Source organism: Streptomyces sp. NPDC044033, assembly GCF_056434425.1.
Genome location: NZ_JBWKFF010000023.1, coordinates 72,577 through 86,950 on the forward strand (window position 1 = coordinate 72,577; position 14,374 = coordinate 86,950).

At 71.7% G+C, this 14,374-nt stretch carries 16 protein-coding genes; 7 read left to right on the plus strand and 9 right to left on the minus strand.

Annotation, left to right across the window (positions count from 1 at the left end):
• The first annotated feature begins 169 nt into the window (after window positions 1-169).
• Window positions 170-499 (plus strand): putative quinol monooxygenase, encoded by a 330-nt coding sequence (locus tag AC07AB_RS32355; RefSeq protein WP_478574514.1) that lies wholly within the window; start codon window positions 170-172, stop codon window positions 497-499.
• 111 nt (window positions 500-610) lie between these two features.
• On the opposite strand, the gene AC07AB_RS32360 is transcribed toward AC07AB_RS32355, so the two are convergent.
• From AC07AB_RS32360 to AC07AB_RS32395, 8 genes are all read right to left on the minus strand, one after another.
• Entirely contained in the window at window positions 611-1,045 is a 435-nt protein-coding gene (locus AC07AB_RS32360) for an SRPBCC family protein (RefSeq protein ID WP_478574516.1), read from the minus strand.
• Window positions 1,046-1,134: 89 nt separating this feature from the next.
• Window positions 1,135-1,944 carry an AAC(3) family N-acetyltransferase gene (locus AC07AB_RS32365; RefSeq protein ID WP_478574519.1) on the minus strand — a complete coding sequence of 270 codons (810 nt, stop codon included), beginning with the start codon at window positions 1,942-1,944 and terminating at the stop codon, window positions 1,135-1,137.
• Between the two features lie 222 nt (window positions 1,945-2,166).
• A complete protein-coding gene (locus AC07AB_RS32370; protein WP_478574522.1) occupies window positions 2,167-3,012 on the minus strand; it encodes an SDR family oxidoreductase in 846 nt (281 codons plus the stop codon).
• Between the two features lie 92 nt (window positions 3,013-3,104).
• Window positions 3,105-3,839: a polysaccharide deacetylase family protein gene (locus AC07AB_RS32375; protein ID WP_478574525.1), complete on the minus strand. Its 735-nt coding sequence runs from the start codon at window positions 3,837-3,839 to the stop codon at window positions 3,105-3,107.
• A gap of 279 nt (window positions 3,840-4,118) precedes the next feature.
• Window positions 4,119-4,727, minus strand: coding sequence for a response regulator transcription factor (locus tag AC07AB_RS32380; protein WP_478574528.1), 609 nt, complete (start codon window positions 4,725-4,727; stop codon window positions 4,119-4,121).
• Entirely contained in the window at window positions 4,724-5,857 is a 1,134-nt protein-coding gene (locus tag AC07AB_RS32385) for a sensor histidine kinase (protein ID WP_478574531.1), read from the minus strand. Before AC07AB_RS32385 ends, AC07AB_RS32380 begins: the two co-directional genes overlap by 4 nt.
• A 143-nt stretch (window positions 5,858-6,000) precedes the next feature.
• On the minus strand, window positions 6,001-6,444 hold the full coding sequence (locus AC07AB_RS32390; RefSeq protein WP_478574534.1) for a hypothetical protein: 444 nt from the start codon (window positions 6,442-6,444) through the stop codon (window positions 6,001-6,003).
• A gap of 96 nt (window positions 6,445-6,540) precedes the next feature.
• On the minus strand, window positions 6,541-7,212 hold the full coding sequence (locus AC07AB_RS32395; protein ID WP_478574537.1) for a TetR/AcrR family transcriptional regulator: 672 nt from the start codon (window positions 7,210-7,212) through the stop codon (window positions 6,541-6,543).
• Window positions 7,213-7,477: 265 nt separating this feature from the next.
• Between AC07AB_RS32395 and AC07AB_RS32400 the strand changes: the two genes are divergently transcribed.
• Window positions 7,478-8,869 carry an amidase gene (locus tag AC07AB_RS32400; RefSeq protein WP_478574685.1) on the plus strand — a complete coding sequence of 464 codons (1,392 nt, stop codon included), beginning with the start codon at window positions 7,478-7,480 and terminating at the stop codon, window positions 8,867-8,869.
• A 103-nt stretch (window positions 8,870-8,972) separates the two neighbouring features.
• Here the strand turns inward: AC07AB_RS32400 and AC07AB_RS32405 are convergent, their stop codons facing one another.
• Entirely contained in the window at window positions 8,973-9,986 is a 1,014-nt protein-coding gene (locus AC07AB_RS32405; protein WP_478574540.1) for a DUF4232 domain-containing protein, read from the minus strand.
• A 539-nt stretch (window positions 9,987-10,525) separates the two neighbouring features.
• Between AC07AB_RS32405 and AC07AB_RS32410 the strand changes: the two genes are divergently transcribed.
• The 5 genes from AC07AB_RS32410 (at window position 10,526) to AC07AB_RS32430 (ending at window position 14,337) form a co-directional block, all read left to right on the plus strand.
• Window positions 10,526-10,948 (plus strand): cupin domain-containing protein, encoded by a 423-nt coding sequence (locus tag AC07AB_RS32410; RefSeq protein ID WP_478574543.1) that lies wholly within the window; start codon window positions 10,526-10,528, stop codon window positions 10,946-10,948.
• 97 nt (window positions 10,949-11,045) lie between these two features.
• Window positions 11,046-11,795: an SDR family oxidoreductase gene (locus tag AC07AB_RS32415; protein ID WP_478574546.1), complete on the plus strand. Its 750-nt coding sequence runs from the start codon at window positions 11,046-11,048 to the stop codon at window positions 11,793-11,795.
• 152 nt (window positions 11,796-11,947) lie between these two features.
• Window positions 11,948-12,796, plus strand: coding sequence for an AraC family transcriptional regulator (locus AC07AB_RS32420; protein WP_478574549.1), 849 nt, complete (start codon window positions 11,948-11,950; stop codon window positions 12,794-12,796).
• Window positions 12,797-12,800: 4 nt separating this feature from the next.
• Window positions 12,801-13,220 (plus strand): VOC family protein, encoded by a 420-nt coding sequence (locus AC07AB_RS32425; RefSeq protein ID WP_478574552.1) that lies wholly within the window; start codon window positions 12,801-12,803, stop codon window positions 13,218-13,220.
• Between the two features lie 274 nt (window positions 13,221-13,494).
• Window positions 13,495-14,337: a nucleotidyltransferase domain-containing protein gene (locus AC07AB_RS32430; protein ID WP_478574555.1), complete on the plus strand. Its 843-nt coding sequence runs from the start codon at window positions 13,495-13,497 to the stop codon at window positions 14,335-14,337.
• Window positions 14,338-14,374: the final 37 nt, after the last annotated feature.

The following is a 14,374-nucleotide window of genomic DNA, read 5'->3' on the forward strand; positions in this document are numbered from 1 at the left end:
CGGAGACGCCCCGGCAGAGCCGTCCGGCGGCCGCTCGAAAGCGGCCGGTTTTCCGGCAGGGCCGGAATCGGCGCGGTCCGCGCTTCCAGGCCCGGTACCGTACCCGGCACGCTGGGGGCTTCCGAGCCGACCCGGCGGTCGGCCCGCCGTGCAGCGAAGGAGCAGCGCCATGATCCTCATCAACGTCAAGTTCACCGTCCGGCCCGAACACGGCGAGGAGTGGCTGCCGCGGACCGAGGAGTTCACCCGCGCCACCCGCGCGGAGCCGGGCAACGTCTTCTTCGAGTGGTCGCGGAGCGTGGAGAACCCCAACGAGTTCGTTCTCCTTGAGGCGTTCAAGGACGCCGCCGCGGGCGAGACGCACGTCAACTCGGAGCACTTCCAGGCCGCGATGGCATGGATGCCGGAACTGATCGCCACCACGCCGAAGATCATCAACGCCGAGATCCCGGCCGAGGGCTGGGGCCCGATGGGCGAGCTGACCCCGCGCGAGGGCTGAGAGCCCGGGGCGGATCGGCGCGCGGCGTCCGGCGTGTGCGCCCGAGCCCGGCTGACGTACCCGAGGGGCGGCGACGGGAGCCGGTGGCGGTCGGCTCCGGGCGCCGCCCTTTCACGCGTCGAGCAAGCGCCTCATCACTCTCCCGAAGAGAAGCCGGCCGGCCCACGACGTCGGCGCGTCGAGCACCCGCGGCACCCCGCGGACGCGCAGCTCCTCGGTCCAGCGCGCACGCGACCCGGCCCCGTGCGCGGACACCTCGATCTCGGCCCAGCCGGTGATCACTGTCCCGCGCTTCTCCAGCCGGCAGCGGCCCGGGCCGCCCCCGGACGGCGGCCGCCAGTGGACGACCTCCATGATGTCGTCGACGGCCACGGGCCCGGCACCGGTACGCGCCGTGAACCGGGTACCCGTCCCGCTCGGCGGCGAGGTCGTCACGGTGACGCGGGTGAGCGGTACGTACGCGGCGTGCCGCTCCCAGTCGGTGAGCCGCCGCCACGCCTCATCCACCGGCAGCCGGGTCCGGCATTCGATCAGGAACGGGGCCATGGCGACATCGTAGGCACCGGCGCCGACCGGGCCCCGGCACCGCGCCCCTCAGGACGAGGCGGTGTACGGCCGGGCCCCGGCACCGCCGCTCAGGACTCGGCCGTGTACGGCCGGTGCCGCGTGATCCAGGTCTGGGCATACGCCACGGCGTCGGCCAGCGGGAACAGCCGGGCTTCGGCCGCACCCACCGTGCCCCGCACCACCGGCCGCTCCTTCTCGAAGTCCGCGCCCAGTTCGTCGAAGCGGCCCCCGCTGATCCCGGTGTCCCGCACGGTCAGCCAGCGGCGCCCCTGCGGGGTCATGACGGCGAAGGAGTTGTCGACCTGCGGCGCGGGCACACGGCACTCGGCGAGGTGGAACGCCGTACAGGACTCGAACTCCGCCCCCAGCAGCAGAATCCGCGCCCCCGCTTCCTCCAGCCGAGCCAGCGGACTCCGCTCGCCGAGCCGGCAGTCCAGCGCGTGCCCGTCCACGATCGCGGAGGACAGCGGCCCGATGGCGGCGAAAGAGGTCTGCGGATGGGCACTGCGCACGGCCCCGGGCCAGTTGCGCGCGGTCTCCGGGATGACGCCGATGCCGAAGGCAGGCGTGGTACGCGCGTCATACGCCGGCATCGAGGCCCGAATCCCCGCCCACCACGCCTCGGGCACCGGCGGATTGCTCCAGTGCGACGGATCCGAATTCTCACCGGAGTGCGTCGGCACCACCAGCGTCCCCTCCACGCCGAGCACATCGAGCAGGGCTTGCACCACCGTGCCGGGGCCACCGCAGACCCACCCGAGCGAACTGAGCGAGGAATGCACCAGGAGGGTCTCGCCCGGTCGGACGCCGGTGCCCCGCAGGTCGGCGGCGAGGGAATCACGCGTGCACAAGGGGCCGGAAGGAAATGTTGTCGACATGGGCAACCAGTCTGCACGGTCGCCACGTCCCTGTTCTACTGATTTTCGAAGCCCTGTGCGCCCTGGGTGCCCTTGGTTCCAGGGGCACACGATTTGCTGGTGAAACTGCCGGGAAACGTGCTCGACCGCGGGCGGCGGCATCACGCTCGGCGCTGCGAGCGCCGGCGCCGGCGTCGCACCGGCGCCGGCGTCGCACCGGCGCTCGTCTCCGACCCGCCGCCGTCAGGGGCGAACAGCCGTGGCGGGGGCGATGTCATGAGCCTTCTGGACCAGTTCGGGCCGGCGGCCGTCGTTGAGCCGCCGTTCCCACTGGCTCTCCACCTGGCGGCGTACCTGCGGTTCCATCTCGGTGGGCAGCACGTGCCGGTAGCGGGTGTCCTCGCCCAGAAGCACCGCGACCGTCGCTTCGAAGACCGGCTCGGGATCGTACTGCTCGTGCGGGAACGCCAGCTCGGAGTAGTCGAAGAGCCGCTGGGAGGGGTCGTCCCGCCATGTCTTCCACGCCTCGAACATCGTGTCGTTGAAGCCGGTGAGGAACGGACCGGGGTTGATCGTGGCGACGGTGACGCCGAATTCGGCGAGTTCCTGGTCGAGGGCGTCGGCGAACGCCTCCACGGCGTGTTTCGACCCGGCGTACGCACCCGTGAACGGGTCCACCGTCAGCCCCGCGACCGACGACATGAAGACGATCCGCCCGCTGTTGCGGGCGGCCATCCTCTTCGCGAAACCCTGCGTCAGCAGAATGGGTCCGAAGACGTTCACTTCGAACTGGCGGCGCAGCCGGTCGGCGGGGATGTCCACCGTCGAGCCGCCCTCGGAGACGCCCGCGTTGTTGAGCAGTACGTCCACATTCCAGGACCAGGCGTTCTCCCGGTCGCCGGGATCGGTGACGTCCAGCTTCTCCACTCGCAGGTCCGCTCCGCGCTGCCGCGCCTCGGCCCGTACCGCGGCGATCTGCGCGACGATCTCCACGCCCGCGATCACCCGGTGCCCGGCCGCGGCCAGGCGCAGCGCGACCTCCTTGCCGAAACCGGTGCCCGCACCGGTGATGAGGACCGTGCCCGTCATGCTCGTACCGCCTTTCTGCCGTCCACGTGCCAACGGCACCGGTCAAGGAGCGTGCCGGCGGCCGGACACACGGGGGGCCGACGCCGGTGGAGTCAGCGCAAGGGGTGCGCGTCGGGGGTGGTGAAGCGGTATCCGCCGGCCTGGAGGCGGGGGAGGAAGACCTTGAGCGCCTCGATGGTCTGGGTACGGTCGGCCAGCCCCTCGTGCTCGGGGACGTCCTGCCCGCTGAGGGTGCCGTCGTGGTTGAGGACGATCGAGCCCGTACGGGCCTCGGCCAGCACCCTGTCGGCGATACGGCCGCTGCCCGGGTTGGACCAGTCCCGCGGGTCGACCGACCAGGAGATCGGCCGCAGTCCGAGCGCGGCGCACTCGGCCATCGCGGCGGGGGCGAAGTGGCCGCCGGGCGCGCGGAAGAGCACGGGCCGTCGGCCCGCCGCCCGGTCGATGGCGTCCTGGGTGCGCCGGATCTGGTCGCGGACCTGCGCGGGGCTCAAGGTGTCGAGGTTGGGGTGCGACCAGCTGTGGTTGCCGAGCGCGTGCCCGGCGTCGGCGACTTGGCGCACGGTGTCGGGGTACTTCACGACGTTGGCGCCGAGCATGAAGAACGTCGCCCGTACGTCATGGCGGGCGAGGACGGCGAGCACTCGGGGGGTGTACAGCGGGCTGGGGCCGTCGTCGAAGGTGAGGGCCAGCGTCATGGCCCCGGCCCGTACGGTACGTTCCGGCCGCGCCGGAGGCGGAGCGCCGCTCGCGGCGTGGGCCGGCGGGAGGGCGGACAGCGAGAACAGCCCCAATCCGCAACCGGTGAGGAAACGGCGTCGTGGCACGGCTTGACGGTCAATGGCCATCTCCCCAGCCTCCGCCACCCCGGCGCCGCGCCCCGCCCGCCCCGCCGCGTCCGCCCGCCACATCACCCCAACGCCCGCCGAACCCGGAGCGTCGCGGAGGCCGACCGGGTGACGACGCGTCAAGATCAAGGAAGACCGGGACCAGGAACGGGGCCTGAGGCGAGAGCCCGAGCCACCTGAAGCGGCGCCGGACCCCGGGGGCGGAGTTCTGCACGCCCCAGATTCTCGTCGCCGACGCCGCTGCCCGGACTCGCCCCGCTACAGCCAGCCGCGCTCGTCCGCGACGCGCAGCGCTTCCATCCGGTTGTGAGCCGAGGTCTTGGCGATCGCCGCCGAGAGGTAGTTGCGGACCGTCCCCTCGGAGAGGTAGAGCTTGGCGGCGATCCCGGCCACGGTGGCACCCGAGCGCGCCACGTTCAGCACGTCGCGCTCCCGGGCGGTGAGCGGGGACTCGCCCGCCGCCAGCGTCGCGGCCGCCAGGGCCGGATCGACGACGCGTTCCCCCTTCATCACCCGGCGGATGGCGTCCGCGAGCGCCTCGGGCGGGGCGTCCTTCACGACGAACCCGACGGCGCCGGCCTCCATCGCCCGGCGCAGATAGCCCGAGCGCCCGAAGGTCGTGAGGATCACCACGCGGCAGTCCGGCACCTGGGCGGCGAGCACCGCCGCCGCTGCCAGTCCGTCGAGGCCCGGCATCTCGATGTCGAGCAAGGCCACGTCGGGCCGGTGTTCGCGGGCCGCCTGGATGACCTCGTCACCCCGGCCCACGGAGCAGACGACCCGGAAATCCTCCTCCAGTTCCAGCAGCGCCGACAGGGCGCTGCGGATCAGCTCCTGGTCGTCGGCGAGCAGCAGTCGGATCGTCATACCGGGACACCGTCCGTCGAGTCGAGGGATACGCGCAGCCGCCAGCCACCCGGGCCCAACGGCCCGGCGTCCACGCTGCCGCCGACCGCCGCGACCCGTTCCCGGAGCCCGCTGAGGCCGTTGCCGGAGGCCGCCGCGCCTCCCACGCCGTCGTCGCGGATCTCCACGTGCGACGCCGAGAGGGTGACCGCGCACCGGGTGGCGTGCGCGTGGCGTACGACGTTGGTCAGGCCCTCGCGCACCACCCAGCCGAACAGTTCCTGGTGCGCGCCGTCGACCATGTCGGTGGCCGTCGGCAGGTCGGCCAGGACGCCGGCCGCCCGCAGCAGTTCCCGGCCGCGAGCGATCTCGCCCGTGAGGGTCACGTCCCGGTAACCGGACACCGCGGCCCGTACATCGGTGAGCGCTTGCCGGGAGAGGCTCTCCACCTCCGTGATCTCGTGCAGCGCTCGGGGGGAGCCGCTCACGGTGAGCCGGCGCGCGAGAGCGCTCTTGACCGTGATGACCGTGAGCGAATGACCGAGCAGGTCGTGCAGATCGCGTGCGATCCGGGCCCGTTCGGCCTCCGATGCCAGCCGGGCGACCTCCGCGCGCGCCTCCAGCAGCGCACGGTGGGCGGTGGCGATCTCGGAGAATCCGTACACCGTCAGAGCGGTGAAGACGACGGCGATCGCCTCGAACCAGCCGGGCCCGCTGTGCCACGGGCGCACCGCCCACGGCACGACGAGCGCGGCGAGCGCGCCGGCCGCCACGATCACCACCGCATGGCGCTTCAAGAAGGCGGCGGCGAACGATACGACGACGGCGCACAGGAAGAAGGCGTACTCCCTGGCGATGGGCAGTTCGGCGACGAACAGCACCGTCATGACTGCGAGCAGCACCCCTTGGCGGCGCCAGGCGCGCTGGGCCGCCGAGAGGGCGGAGAGTACGTAACAGCAGCAGAAACCGGCCACGATCACATACCCGGCGATGGCGGCGGCACCGGTCGCGTACTGCCCCGCCCCGACCACCGTCACGCACGGATAGACGAGCATTCCGGCGGCCAGCACCGTGCGCCGCCACCCCCGAGCCCACCGCAGCGAGTCGCCCTCCGGACCGCCGCTCACCGGCTCTTTCCCGGTGTTCTCCATGGCGGGAACGCTAACACCGCCACCTCTGCGCGAATCCGCCCTCCACACAGCCGCCCTCCACGCAGCCGCCCACCGCATCGCCGTGCGTCGCGGCGTACCACCGTCGAGGCCATGGGGCGTTCGACTCGCGCGGCGCACGTGGCTCATTCGGCCGCGAACAGGGTCCGCAGTCGGCGGCCGTTCACGAGGAGGACGACACCGAGGAGGGCCAGTCCGCACACCCCCTGCTCGATCTTCATCCACAGCGGAAACGTCCCGGGCAGCGCGATGACGCACGCGATGGCCACCACCATGACGCCCGAGGCGATCCGCAGCCTGCGGAACGCACCGCGGGAGCCGCGCGCGGCGCGGGCGGCGAAGGTGAATGTCAGCAAGGCGCTGGCGACGACGATGGTCCCTCGGACCCAGACGGCGTCGTTGACCACCGAGGCGTCGTCGCGCATCAATATGATGGCGGCGAGGGTCAGCACACTGATGGCGAGGTAGCCGCCGGCGAGACACTTCGTGCTGCGGAGCGCTTTGAGGCCGCGCGGATGGGTCAGGTCTTCGACGCGGAACGCGAGCGGGGTTCTGGTCTTCTCCGTCATGCGGCCCATCGTCGTCGGGGGCGCGGCCGGCCGGGCAGTGAGATCGCGCATCACCCACCCATGACATTTGTCATGGGCGCTGGGGCGTATGAGGTCTTACGGGGTCGGGGGCTCCAGGCGGCGGTACGAGGCAGGCCGGGCCGGCCGTTCCCAGAGGTCTGCCAGGTGCGCGTGGAGGACGTCTTGGGCCTCTCGCGGGGTGAGGTGACCGATGAGGACGTGCGTGGTGAGGCCGTCCGCGAGGGCGAGGAGAGCACGGGCCTCGCGCCGCGCGTCGACGGGCGCGGCGGCGCGGCCGTCCTCCTCGACGGGCTCCGCCGCTTCCACCGCTGCCGACGCCTCGGAGACGAGGCCGGTGAACACCTCTTGCAGCGCCGCGTAGTTGGTCTTGAGCGTCGTGGCGAGCGCCTCGCTGACAGCCGCCTGCGCGACGAAGGCGAGCCACACCCTGGCCTCGGCGCGGTGGTCTTCCCGGAGCAGTGAGATTTCGGTGGCCGCGTGCCCCAGGGCGGTCCTGGCCGACTGCGCCGGGCTCCTGACGAGGCGGGCCCGCACGCGCTCGTTGATTCGCCCGCCGATGTGCCCGAGAGCGAACACGAGCATTTCTTCCTTCGTGCGGAAGCACCGCTGAACAGCGCCCATCGACACCCGCGCACGGGTGGCGACGTCGCGCAGGGTCACGCCCTCCAGCCCTCGTTCGTCGGTCAGGTGGCAGACGGCCTCGGCGATGAGGCGGCGTCGGCTCACGTGATCCACCTGCCTGGGCATCTGCGTGACCTTCCTGTCGTGTGGCGCTCCGTTCGTGGCGCACTTTATTCGATGCGCTCGTATCAGTTCCAGGATACGGTTCCGATGCAAGCGCATCGGTACGGGATTCCAGTGCGGGGCACGGGTGCGTCGGCGTGTGGACGGAAGACGCGCGAACGGGAAAGGCAGGGCCATGCGGGACAAGGCCGAGCGGGACAAGGGCGTGGCTGAGCGGGACAAGTCCGGGGGAGGCAGGGCGGTGCGGGACGCGGATGCGTTGTGGAAGATGTCGGCCGCCGAGCAGGCGGCGGCGGTGCGCCGCGCGGACATCTCCGCCGTCGAGCTGATCGACAGCCACCTGGACCGCATCGCCGAGGTCAACCCCCAGCTGAACGCGGTCACGCAGCTCATGGGGGAGCGCGCGCGTGAGGTCGCGGCGCGGACGGACCGCCGACGGGCGGCCGGTGAGTCGATGGGACCGCTCGCGGGCGTGCCCTTCACGGTGAAGGAGAGCACCGCCGTCGAAGGCGTGCCCACCACGTTCGGCACGGAGCGCTTCCGTGACCTGGTGGCACCGGCCGACGCGCCCCCGGTGGCGCGGCTGCGCGCGGCCGGGGCCATCCCCATCGGGCACAGCAACATGCCGACGCTGATCCTGGCGGGGATGCACACCCGCAGCGAACTGTTCGGCGACACCGTCAACCCCTGGGACAGCACTCGGACCCCGGGCGGGTCCAGCGGGGGAGACGCGGTGGCCGTCGCCACGGGCATGGCGGCGCTCGGGCTCGGCAACGACTCCGGTGGGTCGGTGCGCATCCCGGCCCAGTTCTGCGGGGTGGCCGGGCTGAAGCCGTCCACCGGCAGGTTCCCCGCGGACCACCGCGTCTTCGGCCCGGACGACCCCGGCCCGGCCTCCCAGATGCTGGTCACCGACGGCCCGCTGGCCCGGAATGTGGGCGATCTGCGGCTGGCCTACGAGGTGCTGGCCGGCACTGATCCACGCGACCCGCGGGCCGTACCGGCGCCCGCCTACGGCGAGCCGCTCCCCGGCCCGGTGAAGGTCGCCGTCGTGGCGGACCCCGGCGGCCACGGCGTCCACCCCACGGTCCGCAGGGCCGTGGCGACCGCGGCCGACGCGCTCGCCGACGCCGGATACGACGTGCGCGAGGTACGGGACGTACCGCGCCTGGACGAGGCGTTGGAGGCGTACGGCCGGATCACCGTGACCGAATTCGCCCCGACCTGGCCGGTGGTGCGCAAACTATTGGGTGACGGCGGGGATCGCTATATCGCCATGGCGATGGAACAGACCCCGCCCGCGAACGCCGAAGAGCTCATGCAGCTGATGGGCACCTGGCTGAATATCCGCCGCTCATGGGCCGAATTCCTCGACGAATACCCGCTGTTGCTCGGGCCGTCGTTCACCGAGCCGCCGGTCGAACCAGGGCTGGAGTCGCGCGACAGGGCGGGCCGGGACCGGGTCGGGTCGGGAATGCGCCTGTGCACGGTGACCAGCTTCGTGGGCGTGCCCGGGGTGGCCGTGCCGACAGGGGTGGCCGACGGCCTCCCGTCGGGGGTGCAGATCGTCGGGCGCGCGTTCCGGGAGGACATATGCCTGGCGGCGGCCCAGTCGATCGAGGACCGCCTCGGAGTCCTCACCCCGATCGACCCGGCGTAGCCCACAGGGTCCGCGCGTCAGCCGAGGGGGAGCGTCGGCCCCGAACGAGATCGAGCTGCCGAGATGCGGCCCGGCTTCTCAGCCCGCGCGGCTGCCGATCCCTTCAGGGCCGGGTCCGGGCGGGCGCGCCGGACGCGCCGTCGGTGACGGGCGGCCGACGGGTCTCGCCCTTCTTCCAGGGGCCGATGCCGAGCTTTCCCGTCGTGCCCAGGTCGAGTTCAGGGGTCACGGTCACCGGGTCCGCGCCGGGCTTCACCCGCACCCGCACGTACGGGGCGTTCACGGGAGCACCGGCCTCGACGGTGTTGCGCCAGACCAGCACGGCGTACGCGCGTTCGCCGGGCTTCAGGGCCAGTGGCTGCGGCGCGCCGTCGGCTCCGGTGCCGGAGGAGATGGAGCCGCCGCCGTGCAGGATCTTTACGCTGTCGACCGGTTTATGAGCCGCGTCGAGCAGCTGGAGCTGCGGATAGCCGTTGAGCTGGCTGATGCGATCGCCGCAGTTCTCCAGATGGATGCTCACGGCGCGGAGCCCCATGGCGGCATCGCCGTCATCGGCGTACACCCGCACTCCCGAAGGCGGGCATGCTCCCCCCTTGGAGGGCGCTTCGGCTGCGGGGACACTCCGTACCGTGCTGATGCGCACATGTGCGTTGCGACGTGCGTCCGGGGGAAGGTCACTCGCGGTGACCGTGTGCTTCACGGTCTGCCCGGGCTTTACGGACGGCACGGTCTTCTCCGTGTTCGTCAGCGCTGCTCCGGCGTCGGACACGAACGTGAACGCGATCGTGTAAGTGAGGGCTTTGGACTCGCGGTTGGTGACCGTGAAGTCGGCGCAAGCCTGGACGCCGCCGCCCATGCCGGTGATCTTTACCCCGTCCTTCTCCAGGCGGGAAGGGTCTCCGAGCGGGACCGGCGCGCTGGGAGTGGCCGAGGCGCCGGAGGTCTGGGGTCCGCAGGAGGAGGCCGCGCCGGGGCGACCGCCAGGGGAACCGGCGCCCTCCGCGTGCGCCGAGCCGTCGCCCGGCGAGCCGGAGTCGGCCTTCTGCGAGCCGCAAGCCGTGAGCAGGAAGACACCGGCGATGGCGGCGGCGGGGAGAGCGAGGGGGACGTTGCGCATGTGCTGAGTTAATCAGGAATAGATCATTTCGGACCATCTGAGAAGCGCACTGCGCATCGCAGCCTGTCGCGGGAAACCCGGGCCGACCTGCTAGGTTTAGACCTAAACGCGCAAGAGCAGGAGGAACCTTGACCTTGTCCCGCACCGTGCTCGTCACCGGCGGAGCCTTCACCACGCGGTGACGCCGTCGCTTGCGCGGCCTCGTCCGCAAGCGGCGCGGTCCCGCTCGTGACCGCGCGGCTCTTACGCCTGCCCGTACACACCGACAACGGTGCGTACGGGCAGGCGTCTTGAGTTCCGCTTCTGGCGCGGTGTCTTCCGGTGCGGCGTCGCGGAAGTGTCCGGATCGGCGCTCACCGAGCATGCCGGGGTTCTGAACAATGGGCTTTCCTGGACGCGCCCCGCGAGCCGTGGCCTTCAAAGCCCGCACGCCCGCAAAGCTCGTTCTCCGCGCCGGCGAGGCCCGCGCCCCGCAAGGCCCGTCCGCCCTCGTCGACCGGCACACCCGCGACAGCCGGCACTGCAAGAGGAGACCCGCCATGCCCGACACCAACGAGCACCCGCGCTCCGAGGCATGGAAGACCGCGCTCACCGTGCTGCAAGAGGCCGCTCCTCCCGGCATCCCGGAGGGCGCGCACGCGATGACCGTCCAGATCGAGTACCCGCCCGGCGACCCGGGCACCCCGCCGCACCGCCACTCCGGGCCCGCTTTCGGCTATGTCCTGGAAGGCGAGATGCGCTTCGAGCTGGAAGGCGAGCCGGAGCGGATCGTCCGGACCGGAGAAACGTTCTGGGAGCCGGGCGGTGACGTCATCCACTACCAGGACGGCAACTACCTCGCCGACACGCGCCTGCGCTTCCTCGTCACCATGCTCTGCGCGCCGGGACAGCCCATGCTCGCCCTGGTCGACGACGATGAACTGAAGCAGCGTGCGCACCTGCGCGCGCCCCGGCCGGCCTGACGGTACCTGCCACCGCCGCCACCCCTGCCACCATCCGCCACCATCCGCCACCGGGCAGTCCGTTTCCGGAATGCCCTCGGAGCAAGGAGTACGCGACGTGAAGATCGTGGTCATCGGAGGCACCGGCCTCATCGGCGGCAAAGTGTGCGGCAAACTCAACGACCGCGGGCACGAGGCGGTGCCCGCCGCGCCCGGTACGGGCGTCAACACCCTCACCGGCGAGGGCCTCACCGAGGTGCTGGCCGGAGCCCAGGTGGTCGTGGACGTCTCCAATTCGCCCTCCTTCGAGGAATCGGCGGTGCTGGACTTCTTCACCACCTCCACCCGCAACCTGCTGGCCGCCGAAGCCGCGGCGGGCGTGGCGCACCACCTGGCGCTGTCGATCGTGGGCATCGAGGGTCTGCCCGACAACGGCTACTTCCGGGCGAAGGTGGCCCAGGAGCAGCTGGTCAAACAGGGGCAGATCCCCTACTCGATCGTACGGGCGACGCAGTTCTTCGAGTTCGTCAAGGGCATCGCCGACGCCGCCACCAGCGGCGACACCGTGCGCGTGCCGCCCGTGCTCTTCCAGCCCATGGCGGCCGAAGACGTCGCCGAGGCGGTGTCCCGGGCCGCCGTGGAAACCCCGCTGAAGGGTACCGCCGAGGTGGCCGGACCCCAGCGGTTCCGCTTCGACGAACTCGTCGCCGAAGCGCTGCGCGCATGGAACGACCCGCGAACGGTCGTCGCCGACCCGCACGCCCGCTATTACGGCTCCGAACTGGGGGAGCGCAGTCTCGTCCCCGAGGAAGGCCACGCCCGGCCGACCGAAACCCGCTTCGAGGACTGGTTGCGCCACTCCTCTTGAACCTTGAACCTTGAGCACGGATACGGCGGCGAAGCCGCTCTCCCGGGCCGGGCCGCGACCTCGGTGACAGGGGCCGCCGGGGCGGTAAGGATGTTTTCGTGGCGATAAGGCCAGGAGCGCATACTGGGCCTGTGGCACCGAAACATGAGTTCGTGAGAGCCGGCCCCCTGCCGGGGGGCGTGGTCTCCGGGGTCGGTTACCGCGCCGTACGACCGGGGCAGGAGGCAGCGCGCCCTCTCCACCGGGGGCTGCCTTCCCCCTACCTCACCCTGATCTTCTCCCTGGACGGGCCCGTCACCAGCGGCTTCACTCCGGCCCAGGCGAGGGGCTCCGACGCCATCAGCACCGACATCGTCGTGGGCGGCCTGCACCAGAGCCCCGCGTACGTCGTACAGCCCGAGCGCGAGACCGGCATCCAGCTGGCCGTCCACCCGCTCGCGGCCCGCGCTCTCCTCGGGCTCCCGGCCGCTGAGCTGACCGGACAGCTCGTCACGCCCGGCACGGACATACTCGGCCGACGCGCCGCCGAACTGCGCTGTCAGCTGATCGAGACGACGGGATGGGAGGCGCGGTTCGCCGCCCTCGCCGGCTACCTGAAGAAACAGCTCGCGAACAACGGCCGGCCGCCGCCACGCCCCGAGGTCACCGAGGCATGGGCGTGGCTGGCCCGGCACCGCGGCGCGGGGACGCTGCGCGGCCTCGCCGCGCATGTCGCGCTGAGCGAACGCCGCCTGAGCACCCTCTTCCGAGCGGAGACCGGCGCGACCCCCAAGCAAGCGGCCCGCCTGATGCGCTTCGAGCACGCCAAAGCGGTCATCGTCCGCGCGACCACCGCGGGCACCGGGCCCGACCTGGCCCGCACCGCGGCGAACTGCGGCTACTACGACCACTCGCACCTCGTCCGCGACTTCCACCAGTACACGGGCGTGAGCCCCAGCGCATGGCTGGCCGAAGAGTGCCGGAATATCCAAGCCGGAGGCCACCTCAACGGCGGAGGCTGAACCCATGGACACACAGAGCACCCCAGCAGAGACCCGCACCCCCGACATCTTCCCCACCCTCCAGGCCGACGACGCCCCCGCGCTCATCGACTTCCTCGTCGGCACGGTCGGCTTCCTGCGCACAGCCGTGTACGAGGACGGCGGCCGCGTCGCCCACGCCCAACTGGACTGGCCCGAGGGAGGAGCCGTGATGCTCGGCTCCTACGACCCCGCCCGCAAGGGGTGCCTGAAGCCGGGCACCTTCGGCGCGTACGTCGTCACCGACCACGTGGACGAGCTGTACGCCCGGCTCAGTGAGGCGGGCACGCGGATCGTCCGCGAGATCGAGGACCAGCCGTACGGAAGCCGGGAATTCGCCATCGCCGACCCGGAGGGCAACATGTGGTCCTTCGGTACGTACCGGGGCGAACCCCGCCCGAGTTGATCTACGGCCCCCAGACCGCTCCCCGCCCCGCCGGCCCCTTCCGCGACCCAGCGTCGAGGGCGGCGGGGCGCGAGGGGAGACATGGGGCCCTGTCCCGTTCGAGACGCGTGCGGTGCCGCGGTCGCCCTGGCTCGGCGGTCGAGCGCGTCCCCTATGCTCTCGGGCATGTGCAATTTCTCCTGAGCGGACCGCGACGGTTCACAGGCATTCGCCCAGCAGGCGCTGGGCCCCGTCACCGCGCTCGCACGCTCATCTCAGGAGAACCCACCCCATCATGCATATGCGTTCCGCCTGCCCCGCCCTGGACGATCGCATCGCCCGCCTGCGGCAGCTCGCCCACGCCGACCCCCGCCTGGAAGGCGTCCTCCTCTACGGCTCGTGGACCATGGGCGAGGCCGACGCCCATTCCGACATCGAGGCATACCTCTACATCCAGGACGACCGCCTCGCCGACTTCGACGGTCGCGCCTTCCTGGAACAACTCGCGCCGCTCAAACTGGCGTACACCAACATGTACGGCATCCTCGCCGTGGTCTTCGACGACCTGATGCGCGGCGAGTTCCACCTCGCCGCGGCGGGCGCGGGCATCGCCGAGGTGCCCACGTGGCAGGGGATGGTGCACCTTCCCCGCCCCGACGACGCCGTCCTGCTCGACCGCACCGGCCGACTGGCCCCAGCCGCCCGGCAGTTGGCACGGTTCCGCCCGCCCGAGCCCGTGGCGACCGCCCGGCAGCGCATCGACGAACTGACCAATTGGACGCTCATGCTCGCCCATGTCCTGGCCCGCGGCGAGGCGGCCCGCGCCCACGCCGTCCTGCACTCCGTCATCACACCCCAGCAGCTCCAGCTCTGCCGCCTCCTGCGCGACAGCACGGCCCACTGGCTCACCCCCAGCCGCGCGCTGGAACAGGACCTGCCCGCCGCCGACCGCGACCGCTACACCGCCATCACCGCCCGACAACACGACGTGCGGACAGCGGCGTGCGACAGCTGGCGCTGGAGCCGGGACCTGGCCGCCGAGGCGGCCGACCGCTGGCCCATCCACCTGCCGCACGAGCTCCATGACCTTCATGAACTTCATGAACAGATCAGCGGTCTCCTGAACGACACCCGCTGACCGCACCCGGCAGGGCCGCCGATGTCAGTGCCGGGGT